The sequence below is a fragment of the Mesoflavibacter sp. CH_XMU1404-2 genome, from assembly GCF_037029465.1.
Taxonomy (GTDB): domain Bacteria; phylum Bacteroidota; class Bacteroidia; order Flavobacteriales; family Flavobacteriaceae; genus Mesoflavibacter.
The window spans coordinates 344,548-360,771 of the sequence record NZ_JAYMEM010000009.1; the positions used below are offsets into that span (position 1 = coordinate 344,548).

Annotated in this window: 11 protein-coding genes; 10 read left to right on the top strand and 1 reads right to left on the bottom strand. The window is 34.8% G+C overall.

All coding sequences use genetic code 11. The annotated features are described in order from the left end of the window. The first annotated feature begins 5 nt into the window (after positions 1–5). Positions 6–2,765 (top strand): translation initiation factor IF-2, encoded by a 2,760-nt coding sequence (infB, locus tag WA327_RS07550; protein ID WP_336068209.1) that lies wholly within the window; start codon positions 6–8, stop codon positions 2,763–2,765. Positions 2,766–2,838: 73 nt separating this feature from the next. Here infB and WA327_RS07555 read toward each other — a convergent pair whose 3' ends face one another. Then, positions 2,839–3,237 carry an SPOR domain-containing protein gene (locus WA327_RS07555; RefSeq protein ID WP_336068212.1) on the bottom strand — a complete coding sequence of 133 codons (399 nt, stop codon included), beginning with the start codon at positions 3,235–3,237 and terminating at the stop codon, positions 2,839–2,841. A 213-nt stretch (positions 3,238–3,450) separates the two neighbouring features. Here WA327_RS07555 and WA327_RS07560 point away from each other — a divergent pair, with 213 nt between their 5' ends. From WA327_RS07560 to ruvB, 9 genes are all read left to right on the top strand, one after another. Then, positions 3,451–4,746, top strand: coding sequence for an ammonia-forming cytochrome c nitrite reductase subunit c552 (locus tag WA327_RS07560; RefSeq protein ID WP_336068302.1), 1,296 nt, complete (start codon positions 3,451–3,453; stop codon positions 4,744–4,746). Positions 4,747–4,778: 32 nt separating this feature from the next. Beyond that, entirely contained in the window at positions 4,779–7,886 is a 3,108-nt protein-coding gene (locus WA327_RS07565) for a TAT-variant-translocated molybdopterin oxidoreductase (protein ID WP_336068214.1), read from the top strand. Positions 7,887–7,915: 29 nt separating this feature from the next. Then, positions 7,916–9,667, top strand: a complete 1,752-nt coding sequence (gene nrfD, locus WA327_RS07570; protein ID WP_106677451.1) for an NrfD/PsrC family molybdoenzyme membrane anchor subunit — start codon at positions 7,916–7,918, stop codon at positions 9,665–9,667. A gap of 9 nt (positions 9,668–9,676) precedes the next feature. Then, the gene (locus WA327_RS07575; RefSeq protein WP_336068219.1) at positions 9,677–10,207 is read left to right on the top strand and encodes a DUF3341 domain-containing protein; all 531 of its coding nucleotides are present in this window, start codon (positions 9,677–9,679) and stop codon (positions 10,205–10,207) included. A 9-nt stretch (positions 10,208–10,216) separates the two neighbouring features. Then, on the top strand, positions 10,217–10,774 hold the full coding sequence (locus WA327_RS07580) for a cytochrome c (RefSeq protein ID WP_336068222.1): 558 nt from the start codon (positions 10,217–10,219) through the stop codon (positions 10,772–10,774). A 26-nt stretch (positions 10,775–10,800) separates the two neighbouring features. After that, entirely contained in the window at positions 10,801–12,183 is a 1,383-nt protein-coding gene (locus WA327_RS07585; protein WP_336068224.1) for a quinol:cytochrome C oxidoreductase, read from the top strand. A gap of 30 nt (positions 12,184–12,213) precedes the next feature. Next, positions 12,214–13,287 carry a cytochrome c oxidase subunit II gene (locus tag WA327_RS07590; RefSeq protein ID WP_336068226.1) on the top strand — a complete coding sequence of 358 codons (1,074 nt, stop codon included), beginning with the start codon at positions 12,214–12,216 and terminating at the stop codon, positions 13,285–13,287. Positions 13,288–13,332: 45 nt separating this feature from the next. Next, a complete protein-coding gene (locus WA327_RS07595) occupies positions 13,333–15,123 on the top strand; it encodes a cbb3-type cytochrome c oxidase subunit I (protein ID WP_336068228.1) in 1,791 nt (596 codons plus the stop codon). A gap of 67 nt (positions 15,124–15,190) precedes the next feature. Then, positions 15,191–16,213, top strand: a complete 1,023-nt coding sequence (gene ruvB / locus WA327_RS07600; protein ID WP_336068230.1) for a Holliday junction branch migration DNA helicase RuvB — start codon at positions 15,191–15,193, stop codon at positions 16,211–16,213. Positions 16,214–16,224: the final 11 nt, after the last annotated feature.

Here is a 16,224-nt window from a genome sequence, read left to right on the forward strand (position 1 = left end):
AATTTATGGCTGAAACAATTAGATTAAATAAAGTATTACGCGAGCTTAACATCTCACTAGATCGTGCTGTAGAATTTTTAGATTCTAAAGGTGTCGAAATAGAGAAGCGTCCTACTACAAAAATTTCGCAAGAAACTTACAATATTCTTTCTGACGAATTTGAGACCGATGCAAACAAAAAAATGAAGTCTCAAAAAGTTAATGAAGAAAAGAATAAAGAAAAGGAAGAGCTTAGGCTACAGCGCGAAAAAGAACTAGAGGAAAAGCAAAAAGCAGAAGAAGCAGCTAAGGCAGAAGCACTTAAAAAAGAGCAAGAAGTCGTAAAAGCTTCTAAAACGCTTTCAGGACCTAAAACTGTTGGTAAAATAGATTTAGATCAGGACAAAAAAGCTAAAAAAGTAGAAGAAAAGCCGAAGGAAGAAAAAGCTACAGAAGCGCCTAAACCAGTAGAAAAAGAAGTTTCTAAAAAAGAAGAAGCTCCTAAAGAAGAAAAGCCTAAAAAAGAAGAAGTTAAAAAAGAAGCGCCTAAAAAGGTAGAGGTTAAAAAAGGAACTCCTAAAGCTGAAGAAGAAAAATCAGAACCAGCTGAAGAAACCATAAAGACGCAATACAAAAAACTTTCTGGGCCAAAAATTGCTGGAGATAAAATTGATCTTTCTCAATTTAATAAGCCAAAGAAAAAGAAAGACGATAAAAAATCATCTAACGATTCTTCTAACAAAAAGAAAAGAAGACGTATTTCTAAGCCAGGAGATAATAATAGCAACAATGCTAATTCTGGCAATAACAGAAATAATAAAAACGACAACAGGTTTAAAGGTAAAAAAGGACGTAAAAGTGCACCTGTAAAAGAAGAGCCAAGCGAAGAAGAAGTACAAAAGCAAATTCGTGAGACCTTAGAGAAACTTCAAGGAAAGTCTAACAAAGGTAAAGGCGCAAAATATAGAAGAGAAAAAAGAGAACAACACAGAGAGAAAACAGAAAAAGACTTACAAGCTGAAGAAGCAGACAGTAAAGTACTTAAAGTAACCGAGTTTGTTACAGCAAGTGAAGTTGCAACAATGATGGACGTTCCAGTAACATCTATTATCTCTGCATGTATGTCTCTTGGTATGATGGTAACAATGAATCAGCGTTTAGATGCAGAAACATTAACTATCGTAGCAGAAGAGTTTGGTTATGAAGTAGAATTTGTAACTGCAGATATTGAAGAGTCTATTGAAGAAGTAGAAGACAAACCAGAAGATTTAAAACCTCGTGCGCCAATCGTAACAGTTATGGGTCACGTAGATCACGGTAAGACATCTTTATTAGATTACATTCGTAAAGAAAACGTAATCGCAGGTGAGTCTGGAGGAATCACACAGCACATTGGTGCATACAGTGTAGAGCTTGAAAATGGTCAAAAAATAGCCTTTTTAGATACACCAGGTCACGAGGCCTTTACCGCAATGCGTGCTCGTGGTGCCCAAGTTACAGATATAGCAATTATTGTAGCTGCAGCGGATGATGATATTATGCCTCAAACAAAAGAAGCAATTGCTCACGCACAAGCTGCAGGAGTACCAATTGTTTTCGCAATTAACAAAATAGATAAGCCTACAGCTAACCCAGATAAGATTAAAGAAGGTTTAGCAAATATGAACTTACTTGTAGAAGATTGGGGAGGAAAAATTCAATCGCATGATATCTCTGCAAAAGTTGGTACTGGTGTAAAAGAATTATTAGAAAAAGTTTTACTTGAAGCTGAATTATTAGAGCTTAAAGCTAATCCAAATAAACCTGCAGTTGGTACAATTGTAGAAGCGTTCTTAGATAAAGGTCGTGGTTACGTTGCAACTGTTTTAGTACAAGCAGGTACATTAAGAATTGGTGACTACGTATTAGCTGGTAAACACAGTGGTAAGATCAAGGCAATGCATGACGAAAGAGGTCATGATGTAGAAGTTGCTGGTCCATCAACACCAGTGTCTATATTAGGATTAGATGGTGCGCCACAAGCAGGTGATAAGTTTAATGTCTTTGAAGATGAGCGTGAGGCTAAGCAAATTGCAAACAAGCGTATGCAATTACAACGTGAGCAAGATGTTAGAACAACTAAGACATTAACTTTAGATGAAATTGGTCGTCGTATTGCTTTAGGAACATTTAAAGAGTTAAATATAATTCTTAAAGGTGATGTTGATGGTTCTGTAGAAGCATTAACGGACTCATTCCAAAAGCTTTCAACTGAAGAAATTCAAGTGAAAATCTTACACAAAGGTGTAGGTGCAATTACAGAAAGTGATGTATTGTTAGCATCAGCTTCAGATGCTATCATTATTGGATTTAACGTGCGTCCGGTTGGTAATGCAAGAACAATTGCAGATCAAGAAGAAGTAGATATCAGAACTTACTCAATTATCTATGATGCTATTAACGATCTTAAAGACGCTATGGAAGGTATGTTATCTCCAGAAGTTAAAGAAGAAGTTACAGGTACTGTAGAAATTAGAGAACTGTTTAAAGTATCTAAAGTTGGTACAATTGCAGGATGTATGGTAACTAACGGTAAAATCTTAAGATCATCTCAAGTTAGAATTATTAGAGATGGAGTTGTGGTTCATACAGGTGAATTAGCTTCATTAAAACGATTTAAAGACGATGTTAAAGAAGTATCTAAAGGATACGATTGTGGTCTTCAAATTAAAAACTACAACGACATACAAATTGGTGATGTTATAGAAGCATTCCATGAAGTAGAAGTAAAAAAGAAGTTGAAATAATTTTAACTTTCAATCATAAAAAAAGCGATTCAAATTTTAATTGAATCGCTTTTTTTATATCTGCTTATTTCGTTTAATCTTTCTCTTTTTTCGGCTTAAAAATAAAAGCTGAAGGGAATTTTTTCTGAATTTCTAACAACGCTCTATCAGCCTCTAATCTGCTTCTAAATTTACCAACCCAAACCTTATAATTTGGTGTTTCGTAAACTAATTCACTTGACCAATTACCAACAGAATTTGCAAATTTTGACTTTTCATTTTCTGCAGCAGCTAAAGAGCCAGAAAAGATTTGAATCTTATATTTGTTATGGTTTTCGTTGTCTTTATTTAATTCTTTTTTTATCTCTATAACCTTAGTTAATTTGGCATCTTCATTAACAATAACGTTGCCATTTTGAGCAGAAATTTTACCACTAAATAACATTAATCCAGTGACTAATAATAAGGTTTTTAAGGTGTTGCTTCTTTTCATTTTTGTATTTATTTAATGCAAATGTAAATCTAATAAACTTATTTCTTGTCTAATTTATTATTTAGAATTGCTCTAAATTACCAATTAACACTTCGCTAACATTTCTAAAATCGACTTTAAATATTACTTTTGCGTAGCATTTTTTATAACTGTGTTTGTAAAATATAGATGAAAAAATCATACCAAAGTCAAGAAGTAAATTCAATATATAATATGAAACAGGTGATTCACCGTAAGTTAGGCAGTAACTTCCTTCGTTTAAGCTTAATTTTTTTACTAACTTTCTCTACCTCACTTTTCGCCCAAGATGGCGATCCTGTAGCAGGAAAATCTTTGTTTAATGCAAATTGTGCTGCTTGTCATAAGCTAGATAAGAAAATGACAGGTCCTGCGCTTCGTAATGTAGAGCAACGTCTATCTGACGATGAAGGCTTAGATAGAGAATGGTTATACGCATGGATTAAAAACAGTCCGTCAATGATTAAGTCGGGTGATGCGTATGCAAACAAAATCTATGAAGAATATGGTGGTGCAGCAATGACACCATTTCCTCAATTATCAAATGCAGATATAGATAACATCTTAGCTTACACAGCTACAGAAGCAGCTCCTCCACCAGCTCCAACTCCTGGAACTGAGACAGGAACAGCTCAAGCTGAAGGTGGTATTTCAAACGATATCATTTTAGGTGCTTTAGGAGTGTTATTTGCATTATTAGCAATTGCGCTATTTTTAGTAAACAAAACATTACGTCGTTTTGCTGAGGCTAAAGGTGTTGACTTAGAGTCTACAAAACGTACGCCAATCTGGAAAGCATTTATACAAAACCAATTTTTAGTATTAGTAACTGCAATTGTATTATTATTAGCTTCTGCATATTTTGTTTATGGTTTCTTTATGCAAGTAGGTGTTAATCAAGGTTACGAGCCAGTACAGCCAATTCATTATTCTCACCGTATTCACGCTGGAGATAATGGTATAGACTGTAAATACTGTCACTCTTCTGCAAGAGTTAGTAAAACTTCAGGTATTCCTTCATTAAACGTTTGTATGAATTGTCACAAATCAATCTATGAAGTAGCTCCAGAAACTCAACAAAAAGGTTTAGCTGAATACGGAGTTGATTATAACGCTGAAATTAAAAAGCTTTACGCTGCTGTTGGTTGGGATGATGCTAATCAAAAATATACAGGTGAAACGTCTCCAGTTAAATGGATAAGAATACACAACTTGCCAGACTTTGCATACTTTAACCACTCGCAACACGTAACAGTTGCAGGTATAGAGTGTCAAACATGTCATGGTCCTGTTGAAGAAATGGAAATCATGAGTCAGCACGCGCCATTAACTATGGGATGGTGTATTAACTGTCACAGAGAGACCAATGTAAAAGTTAAAGACAATGCTTATTACACTAAAATCCACGAGCAATTATCTAAAAAGTACGGTGTAGAAAACCTTACAGCAGCTCAAATGGGTGGATTAGAATGTGGTAAATGTCACTATTAATTATTAATAAGAAATAAATTCAATTATATAATATGTCATCAAACAAGAAATACTGGAAAAGTGTTGAGGAGCTAAATGAGAATAGCTCTATTGTTGAGACGCTAAAACAAAACGAATTTGTTCAAGAAATTCCAACTGACGAGTTTTTAGGAGATAAAGATAAGTTAGAGAGTTCTTCAACAACACGTCGTGATTTCTTAAAGTATGTTGGTTTTAGTACAGCTGCAGCTTCATTAGCGGCTTGCGAAGGACCAGTTGTAAAATCAATTCCTTACGTAGTTCAGCCAGAAAGAATTGTTCCTGGTGTAGCTAACTATTATGCTACTGTAATTGCAAATGGTTTTGATTATGCTAGTGTTTTAGTAAAAACTCGTGAAGGTCGTCCAATTAAAATTGAAAATAACACTTTAGCACCAACTCATGGTAGTGCTAATGCAAGAGTTAATGCTTCAGTTTTAGATTTGTATGACAGTTTAAGACTTCAAGGACCAAAAAAAGGAGGTAATGATATCTCTTGGTCTGATTTTGATGCTGAAACCACAAAAAAATTAAACGATATTAAAGCGTCAGGAAAGCAAATTGCTTTATTGACACAAACATATGCAAGTCCATCTACCAATAAATTAGTAGCTGAGTTTACTGAAGCTTACGGTAATGTAAACCATGTGGTTTATGATGCTGTTTCAGAATCTGCTGCTTTAGACGCGTTCCAAGCTAAATACGGAGAACGTGGTTTAGCAAGTTACGACTTTGCTAAAGCAATGACAATAGTTTCTGTTGGTGCAGATTTCTTAGGAGATTGGCAAGGTGGAGGATTTGATGCTGGATATGCACAAGGACGTATACCAAAAGATGGTAAAATGTCTCGTCATATTCAATTTGAATCTAATATGTCTTTATCAGGTGCAAACGCAGATAAGCGTGTTCCTGTAACACCAACTAACCAAAAATTAGTGTTAGCTCAATTACATAGTTTAATTGTTGGTGGATCTGTAAATGCTAATGCATTACCAGCTAATGTTAAAGAAGCAGTTCAAAAAGCAGCTTCAGAATTAAAAAGAGCAGGAAGCAATGGTGTGTTAGTTTCAGGTATTCAAGATGTAAACGCACAAACAGTTGTTTTAGAAATTAACGAAGCTTTAAATAGTAAAGCATTTGATACTAAAACACCTATAAAAACACGTCAAGGTAACGTAAAAGCTGTTCAAACTTTAATTTCAGATATGAAAGCTGGTAAAGTTGGAGCGGTAATTATGAGTGGTGTAAACCCAATGTATACTTTACCAAACGCTAAAGATTTTGCTGAGGCAATCAAGAAAACAGACCTTTCTGTTTACTTTACAATGAAAGAAGATGAAACGGCATCTGTTTCAGAGTACGTTGCTGCAGCACCACATTACTTAGAATCTTGGGGAGACGTAGAATTCAAAAAAGGTCACTATGGTTTAATGCAACCAACAATTCGTCCTTTATTTGATACAAGACAATTTCAAGAAGCATTATTAAAGTGGAACGGAAACGATTCTTCTTTAAATGAATATATTAAAACAACATGGAATGCAGATGTACTTAACGGAAGTTCATTCAACAAAGCATTACATGATGGAATATTTGTAGGAACGACAACTAGCGCAGCTGAAGCAGTAGAAACTGAAGAAGTTGAGCAAGATGAAACACCTGCAAGTAACGCTGCAAGAACGTTAGCGTCTTCAGCTAAATCAAACGGAACTGAATTAGTACTTTATACTAAAACAGGTATGGGAGATGGACAACAAGCAAATAACCCTTGGTTACAAGAGTTTCCAGATCCAATCTCAAGAGCATCTTGGGATAACTATTTAACAGTTTCAAAAGCAGATGCTGAAGCTTGGGGATTAGTAAATGAGCATGAAGCTACAGGAGCTTTAAATGGTAGTTATGCTACTGTAAAAGCTAATGGAGTAAGTGTTACGGTTCCTGTTATTATTCAGCCAGGTCAAGCAAAAGGATCTGTTGGTTTATCTTTTGGATACGGTCGTTCGGCTGGATTAAAAGAAGAAATGCAAACAGGTGTTAATGCTTATCCTTTATACAAAGACTTTGACAATGTACAATCTGTAACAGTAGAAAAAGCTACTGGTATGCATGAGTTTGCTTGTGTACAATTACAAAACACTTTAATGGGTCGTGGAGATATTGTTAGAGAAACAACTTTAGAAGTATTCAATACTAAAGATAAACATTATTGGAACCCAATTCCAGAAGTATCATTAAACCATGAAGAAACTCCGGTAACTTCACCAGAAGTAGATTTATGGGATGAATTTGATAGATCAATAGGACATCATTTTAACTTATCTATAGACTTAAACGCTTGTACAGGATGTGGAGCTTGTGTTATAGCTTGTCATGCAGAAAACAACGTGCCAGTTGTAGGTAAAGAAGAAATGAGACGTAGCCGTGATATGCACTGGTTACGTATTGATAGATACTATTCTTCTGAAGAAACTTTTGCTGCTGATGATGAGAAGAAAGAAGGTTTCTCTGGATTATTTGGAGATAATGGGTCATTAGGTGGATTTGGAGAATTAGAACATCCAGCAGATAATCCGCAAGTGGCTTTCCAACCAGTAATGTGTCAACATTGTAATCATGCACCTTGTGAAACTGTTTGTCCAGTTGCTGCAACAGCACACGGTAGACAAGGTCAAAACCATATGGCATATAACCGTTGCGTAGGTACAAGATACTGCGCAAACAACTGTCCATATAAAGTACGTCGTTTCAACTGGTTCTTATACAATGGTAATGACGAGTTTGATTACCACATGAACAACGATTTAGGTCGTATGGTAGTTAATCCAGATGTAACTGTACGTTCTCGTGGTGTTATGGAAAAATGTTCTATGTGTATCCAAATGACACAGAAGACAATTCTTGATGCTAAACGTGATGGACGCGAGATTAAGGATGGTGAATTCCAAACAGCATGTTCTGCAGCTTGTAGTAGTGGAGCAATGATTTTTGGAGATATCAATGATAAAGAAAGTAAAGTTGCAAAACTTACAGAAGATAACAGAATGTATCACTTACTAGAGCACGTAGGTACTAAACCAAATGTGATGTACCATACTAAAGTAAGAAATACAAAAGAATCATAAATTAACTAAGAAATACTTATATAAGGATTATGGCGTCTCATTACGAAGCACCTATTAGAAGACCTCTAGTTACTGGCGAGAAATCGTACCACGATGTAACAGTAGATATCGCTGCTCCTGTAGAAGGTAAAGCAAATAAACAATGGTGGATTGTATTTTCAATTGCTCTTGTTGCTTTTCTTTGGGGTATAGGTTGTATTATTTATACCGTTTCAACGGGAATCGGTACATGGGGATTAAACAGAACAGTAAACTGGGCTTGGGATATTACTAACTTCGTTTGGTGGGTTGGTATTGGTCACGCAGGAACACTGATTTCAGCAGTACTTTTATTATTCCGTCAAAAATGGAGAATGGCAATTAACCGTTCTGCAGAAGCAATGACAATTTTCTCTGTTGTTCAAGCAGGTTTATTCCCGATTATTCACATGGGTCGTCCATGGTTAGCGTATTGGGTATTACCAATTCCAAACCAATTTGGATCGTTATGGGTTAACTTTAACTCGCCATTACTTTGGGACGTATTTGCAATTTCTACTTATTTATCGGTATCACTTGTATTCTGGTGGACTGGTTTATTACCTGACTTTGCAATGTTACGTGATAGAGCAATTAAACCATTTCAAAAGAAAATATATAGTTTATTAAGTTTTGGTTGGACAGGTCGTGCAAAAGACTGGCAACGTTTTGAAGAAGTATCTTTAGTACTTGCAGGTTTAGCAACGCCATTAGTACTTTCGGTACACACCATTGTATCGTTTGACTTCGCAACGTCTGTTATACCAGGATGGCATACAACAATCTTCCCACCATACTTCGTTGCTGGAGCAATTTTCTCTGGTTTCGCAATGGTAAATACACTTCTTATCATTATGAGAAAAGTGTGTAATATGGAAGATTACATTACAGTACAACACATCGAGTTAATGAACATCGTAATCATGATTACTGGTTCTATCGTAGGTGTGGCATATATTACTGAGCTTTTCGTAGCTTGGTATTCAGGAGTTGAGTTTGAACAATATGCATTCTTAAACAGAGCAACAGGACCTTACGCATGGGCATACTGGATGATGATGTCTTGTAACGTATTCTCTCCACAGTTTATGTGGTTTAAAAAGTTACGTACAAGTATCATGTTCTCATTCTTTATTTCTATTGTAGTAAATATAGGTATGTGGTTTGAGCGTTTTGTAATTATCGTTACATCATTACACCGTGATTACTTACCATCTTCTTGGACAATGTTCTCTCCAACGTTTGTAGATATAGGTATTTTTGTAGGTACAATAGGATTCTTCTTTGTATTATTCTTATTATACTCTCGTACGTTCCCTGTAATAGCACAAGCAGAGGTTAAAACAATCTTGAAATCTTCAGGACAACGCTATAAAAACATAAGAGAAAGAGGTGACAGTTTAGTAGGAACAGGCGCAGACAAAAGAACTTCTGTTTATAATAAAGTAGAAGCACCTAAAGTAGAGGCAGCTCCAACAACAGAAGCATTACCAAAACCTGAAAACACTGAAAAAGTAAGTAATTTACTTTCAGGAATAGGAACCTTTGACCCAGCAACACAAACTGCTGATGATTTAAAGAAAATCAATGGTATTGGCCCTAAAATGGAAGAAGTACTTAACAGTATAGGTATTTATACTTACCTTCAAGTAAGTAAGATGACAAAGAAAGAATACGACTTGTTAGACGAAATTACAGGTTCTTTCCCAGGAAGAGCAGAACGTGATGATTGGTCAGGACAAGCTAAAAATTTAATAAACTAAAAGTAGCATATGGAAGCTTCAAAAGTAATTCACGCTATTTATAACGACGATGATGTTTTAATGAACGCAGTAAAAAAAGTTAAAGCTGCAAAACATCATATAGAAGAAATTTACACACCTTTTCCAGTACACGGACTAGATAAGGCAATGGGATTAGCACCAACACGTATAGCAATAACAGCTTTTTTATACGGTTGTGTAGGTTTAACAGTTGCAGTTTTAATGATGAATTTTATCATGATTGAAGACTGGCCTCAAGACATTGGAGGTAAGCCAAGTTTTAGCTACTTAGAAAACATGCCAGCATTTGTACCAATTATGTTTGAGCTTACTGTATTTTTTGCAGCTCACTTAATGGTAATTACATTCTATTTAAGAAGTAGAATGTGGCCTTTCAAAAAAGCTGAAAATCCAGATCCTAGAACTACAGATGACCATTTCTTAATGGAAATTCCTGTTAGTGGAAACGAAAACGAATTACACAACTTGTTAGTAGAAACTGGTGCAGTAGAAATTAACATAGTAGATAAAGCGCATTAATTAGATACAATGAAACATTTAATTAAAATAACAATAGTAGCCTTAATTACAGTATCGTTTACGTCTTGTAATAAAAGGACAAGACCTAATTACGAATACATGCCAAACATGTACGAATCTGTTGCTTATGAGGCTTATCAAGAATCTGATGCTTTTGCAAATGGTGTAGAAGCACAATTGCCTGTTGAAGGAACAATCTCAAGAGGATATATGCCTTTTGATTATGCAGGAGACACTGATGGATACAATTTAGCTAAAGCTGAATTAACAAGTCCATTAGATTCTACTCAAGTTGATTTAAATAGAGGTAAAGAACTTTACAATATTTATTGTGGTATTTGTCACGGTAATAAAGGTGCAGGACAAGGACAATTAGTAAAGAGAGAAAAAATACTTGGAGTTCCTAGTTATGCAGATGCAGGAAGAGCTATCAACGAAGGAAGTATTTACCACGTTATTTACTACGGAAAAAACGCAATGGGTAGCTATGCTAACCAATTAAGAGAAGAAGAGCGTTGGCAAGTAGTTGCTTATGTGTTAAGCTTAAAAGCAGATTTAGAAAAATAAGATTTAGATAAAGTTTATATATAGATATGTACACATTTTCAAATAGACTAAAGATTTTTGCAGTTGTCTTAATTATATTAGGAGCAATTGGTGTAATTGCAGGTTTTTCAAATGCACACCATTATGATACTGTGGAAAGTGTAAAAGAATTACTTGCTGAAGAAGCAAGTCATGGTGGTCATGGTGCAGAAGCTTCTCATGAAGCAGTATCACATGATTCACATTCTGAAGAAGCTACACATCATGAGGCAACAACAAGTTCTCACTCAGAAGAAGATGCTCACCATGGTGATGCACACGCAGAACATGTAATGCACCAAATACATAACAGACCATGGTCAGCATTATATGTGGCTGCATTTTTCTTTATGATGATAGCATTAGGTGTATTAGCCTTTTATGCTATCCAGTTTGCAGCTCAAGCGGGTTGGTCTCCATTATTATTTAGAGTCATGGAAGGTATTACTTATTACCTTTTACCAGGAGCAATAATTGTTGTTGCAATTGCAATGCTAGCTGGAGATCATATTTTTGTTTGGATGAATCCTGATATGGTAAATCCAGAAAGCGAACACTTTGATAAATTAGTAGCAGGAAAATCAGGTTGGTTAAATTCTACAGGTTTCTTAATAAGAGCAATCATTTTTATAGCAGGATGGAGCTTATATCGTTTCTTTGCACGTAAATTTTCATTAGCTCAAGATGAAGCTGCTGCAGGAGATAACAGTAACTTTAAAAAGTCTTTCCGTATAGCAGCAGGGTTTTTAGTATTCTTTATCTATACTGAGTCTATGATGTCTTGGGATTGGATTATGAGTGTTGATCCTCATTGGTTCTCTACATTATTTGGATGGTACGTATTTGCAAGTATGTTTGTAAGTGGTATTACTGTAATAGCATTAATCACAATTTACTTAAAATCTAAAGGGTTATTACCACAAGTTAATGATAGTCATATTCATGACTTAGCAAAGTTCATGTTTGGTATCAGTATTTTCTGGACTTACTTATGGTTCTCTCAATTTATGTTAATCTGGTACTCAAACATTCCAGAAGAGGTAACATACTTTGTAACTAGAATAGAAGATTATAAATTACCATTCTTTGGTATGGTAGCAATGAACTTTATTTTCCCATTATTATTATTAATGAACAGCGATTACAAACGTATTCCTTGGTTTGTAGTAATGGCAGGAGTAGTAATATTAGCAGGTCACTATCTAGATATATTCAATATGATTATGCCTGCAACAGTAGGAGATAGATGGTTTATTGGTGTACCAGAAATTGGATCAATATTATTATTTGCTGGATTATTCTTATTGATAGTATTCTATGCAATATCAAAAGCACCTTTAACAGCAAAAGGAAATCCTTTTGTAAAAGAAAGTGAACATTTCCATTATTAATAAAAAAATAAATTAAGAAGAACGACAACAATGACGGCTTTAATATCAATTTTAGTTTTAGTATTTATTTTCGTTGCCATTTGGCAAATGGTTAAAATCTTTGACTTAACTCAAACGGGTAAATCAACAGAAAATAACCAAGTTGCTAATGATAATGACAACAAAGTAAACGGTTACTTAATGATAGGTTTCTTAATCTTCATTTATGCAATAACAATTGTTTGTATTGCAAAATATGGTGATTTACCGTTACTTTCTAATTCGGCATCAGAGCATGGACCAAGTGTAGATAGATTAATGATAATCTCTTTAGTCGTAATCTTCTTTGTTCAAACTGTAACCCAATTTTTATTACACTATTTTGCTTTTAAATATAGAGGTCAAAAAGGAAGAAAGGCATTATTCTTTGCAGATAACAACAAATTAGAAGCTATATGGACAATTATTCCTGTAATAGTTTTAGCAGGTTTAATCATTCAAGGACTATTTACTTGGACTAGCATTATGAATGTTGATGAAGATGCAGATCCAATGGTAGTAGAACTTTATGCACAACAATTCAACTGGAAAGCAAGATATGCTGGAGCAGACAACGCGTTAGGTAAAGCAAACGTAAGATTAATAGATTTAGACAAAGCTAACATCTTAGGTGTTGATGAGTCTGATCCAAATGCTCAAGATGATGTAATTGTTACTGAATTACACTTACCAGTAGGTAAACCAGTATTATTCAAAATGCGTTCTCAAGACGTATTACACTCTGCTTATATGCCTCACTTTAGAGCACAAATGAACTGTGTTCCTGGTATGATTACTCAGTTTAGTTTTACACCAACAAAGACTACTGCTGATATGAGAGAGTTACCTGAAATTAAAGATAAAGTAGCAAACATCAATAAGATCAGAACTGAAAATAGTCAAGAGCTTATTGCTAATGGTGAAGAAGCTTTAGAGCCATACGAGTTTGATTACTTACTTTTATGTAATAAAATTTGTGGTACATCTCACTACAACATGCAAATGAAAATTATTGTTGAAACTCAAGAAGAGTTTGACGCATGGATGAAAGAACAAAAGCAGTTCAAAAATTCATTAAATTTATAATTTCAGAAAAAGAAAAATTTTAATTAAAGAAAAGATTATAAGATTATGTCAGCACACGTAGAAGCACATGCACATGACGATCATGGTCATCACCATAAAGAAACTTTTATAACTAAATACATTTTTAGTCAAGACCACAAAATGATTGCCAAGCAGTATTTAATTACTGGGCTTATAATGGGAATTATTGGAGTTGTAATGTCTTTAATGATGCGTATGCAAATTGCATGGCCAGGAGAACCTAATGCTTTCTTGCAAACTTTCTTAGGAAAATGGGCTCCAGATGGTGTAATGAGCGCAGATATTTACTTAGCTTTAGTTACAATACATGGTACTATAATGGTATTCTTTGTATTAACTGCTGGTTTAAGTGGTACGTTTAGTAACTTATTAATTCCGTTACAAATTGGTGCACGAGATATGGCTTCAGGTTTCTTAAACATGGTGTCTTATTGGTTATTTTTTATCTCTTGTGTGATAATGGTTTCTTCATTCTTTGTTGAAGCAGGACCAGCAGCTGCAGGTTGGACTATATACCCTCCATTAAGTGCTTTACCTATGGCACAAGGTGGATCTGGTTTAGGTATGACATTATGGTTAACCTCTATGGCTATCTTTATTGCTTCTTCAGCTTTAGGGTCTTTAAACTATATCGTAACTGTATTAAATCTACGTACTAAAGGTATGTCTATGACAAGATTACCTTTAACAATCTGGACATTCTTTGTAACTGCAATTATTGGTGTGGTTTCATTCCCTGTATTATTATCAGCTGCTTTATTATTAATAATGGATAGAAGTTTTGGAACATCATTCTTCTTATCAGATATATTCATTCAAGGTGAAGTTTTACATTACCAAGGTGGTTCTCCTGTTTTATTTGAGCACTTATTTTGGTTCTTAGGTCACCCAGAAGTATATATTGTATTATTACCAGCATTAGGTATCACCTCAGAAATTATTGCAACCAATTCACGTAAACCTATATTTGGTTACCGTGCCATGATTGCTTCGGTTTTAGCTATTGCATTTTTATCGACAATAGTTTGGGGTCACCATATGTTCGTATCAGGTATGAATCCATTCTTAGGTTCTGTATTTACATTTACAACATTATTAATTGCAATACCTTCTGCGGTAAAAGCATTTAACTATATAACCACATTGTGGAAAGGTAACTTGCAGCTTAACCCTGCGATGTTATTCTCTATCGGATTAGTTTCTACTTTTATAACTGGTGGTTTAACAGGAATTATTTTAGGAGATAGCGCATTAGATATTAACGTACATGATACATATTTTGTAGTAGCTCACTTCCATTTAGTAATGGGTATTTCTGCACTTTATGGTTTCTTTGCAGGTGTTTATCACTGGTTCCCTAAAATGTTTGGTAGAATGATGAACAAAAACTTAGGTTACGTTCACTTTTGGATTACTGCAGTTTGTGCTTATGGTGTATTTTTCCCAATGCACTTTATAGGTATGGCAGGACTACCAAGACGTTATTATACAAATAGTGCATTCCCATTATTTGATGATTTATCAAATGTGAATGTTGTTATTACAGTATTTGCTTTAGTAGGTGGAGCTTTCCAAATAGTGTTCTTTTACAATTTCTTCGCTAGTATTTTCTACGGAAAGAAAGCAGAACAAAACCCATGGAAGTCTAACACTTTAGAATGGACTACTCCAGTAGAGCACATTCATGGTAACTGGCCAGGAGAAATCCCAACAGTACACAGATGGGCTTACGATTATAGTAAACCAGGACATGATGACGATTTTGTTCCTCAAAGCGTTCCTCTAAAAGAAGGCGAAGAAGAGTTACAACACTAATCATCAGCTTAAAATATTTAAAAAGCCTTTCTAAACAGAAAGGCTTTTTCTTTATATTTGCTATTGTATGAACGAAAACCTAGATCCAACAAACGATAATTTTTCTCCTGAAGAATTTGAGATCGAAAAAACCTTAAGACCTCTAAACTTTAGCGACTTTACTGGTCAAGATCAGGTATTGGAGAATCTTCAAATATTTGTTCAAGCAGCCAATAAAAGATCAGAAGCATTAGATCATACGCTATTTCATGGTCCTCCAGGATTAGGAAAAACGACTTTGGCTAATATTTTGGCTAACGAGCTTAATGTTGGTATTAAAGTGACTTCTGGTCCAGTTTTAGATAAACCAGGTGACTTAGCTGGATTACTAACAAATCTTGATGATCGTGATGTGCTTTTTATAGATGAAATACATCGTTTAAGTCCAATTGTAGAAGAGTATTTATACTCCGCTATGGAAGACTATAAAATTGATATTATGATTGAGTCTGGACCAAACGCAAGAACCGTTCAAATCAATCTAAATCCGTTTACATTAGTTGGAGCAACAACGCGTTCAGGATTGCTTACAGCACCAATGCGTGCACGTTTTGGTATTCAAAGTAGATTACAATATTACAGTACCGAATTATTAACAACCATCATACAACGTAGTGCAGATATATTAAATGTGCCAATCTCTATGGAAGCTGCAATAGAAGTTGCAGGTCGTAGTCGTGGTACACCAAGAATTGCCAATGCATTATTGCGTCGTGTTAGAGACTTTGCACAAATAAAAGGTAATGGGTCTATTGACATCAAAATAGCTAAATACGCTTTAGAAGCTTTAAATGTTGATGCTTATGGTTTAGATGAAATGGATAACCGAATACTTTCTACCATCATTGATAAATTTAAAGGTGGACCAGTTGGTATTACAACCATTGCAACTGCTGTTAGTGAAAGCTCAGAAACTATTGAAGAAGTTTATGAGCCTTTCTTAATTCAGCAAGGTTTTATTATTCGTACGCCACGAGGAAGAGAAGTGACCGAACTAGCCTACAAGCATCTTGGAAAAATAAAAGGACCAACACAAGGCGGTTTGTTTTAAGAAAAGAATAA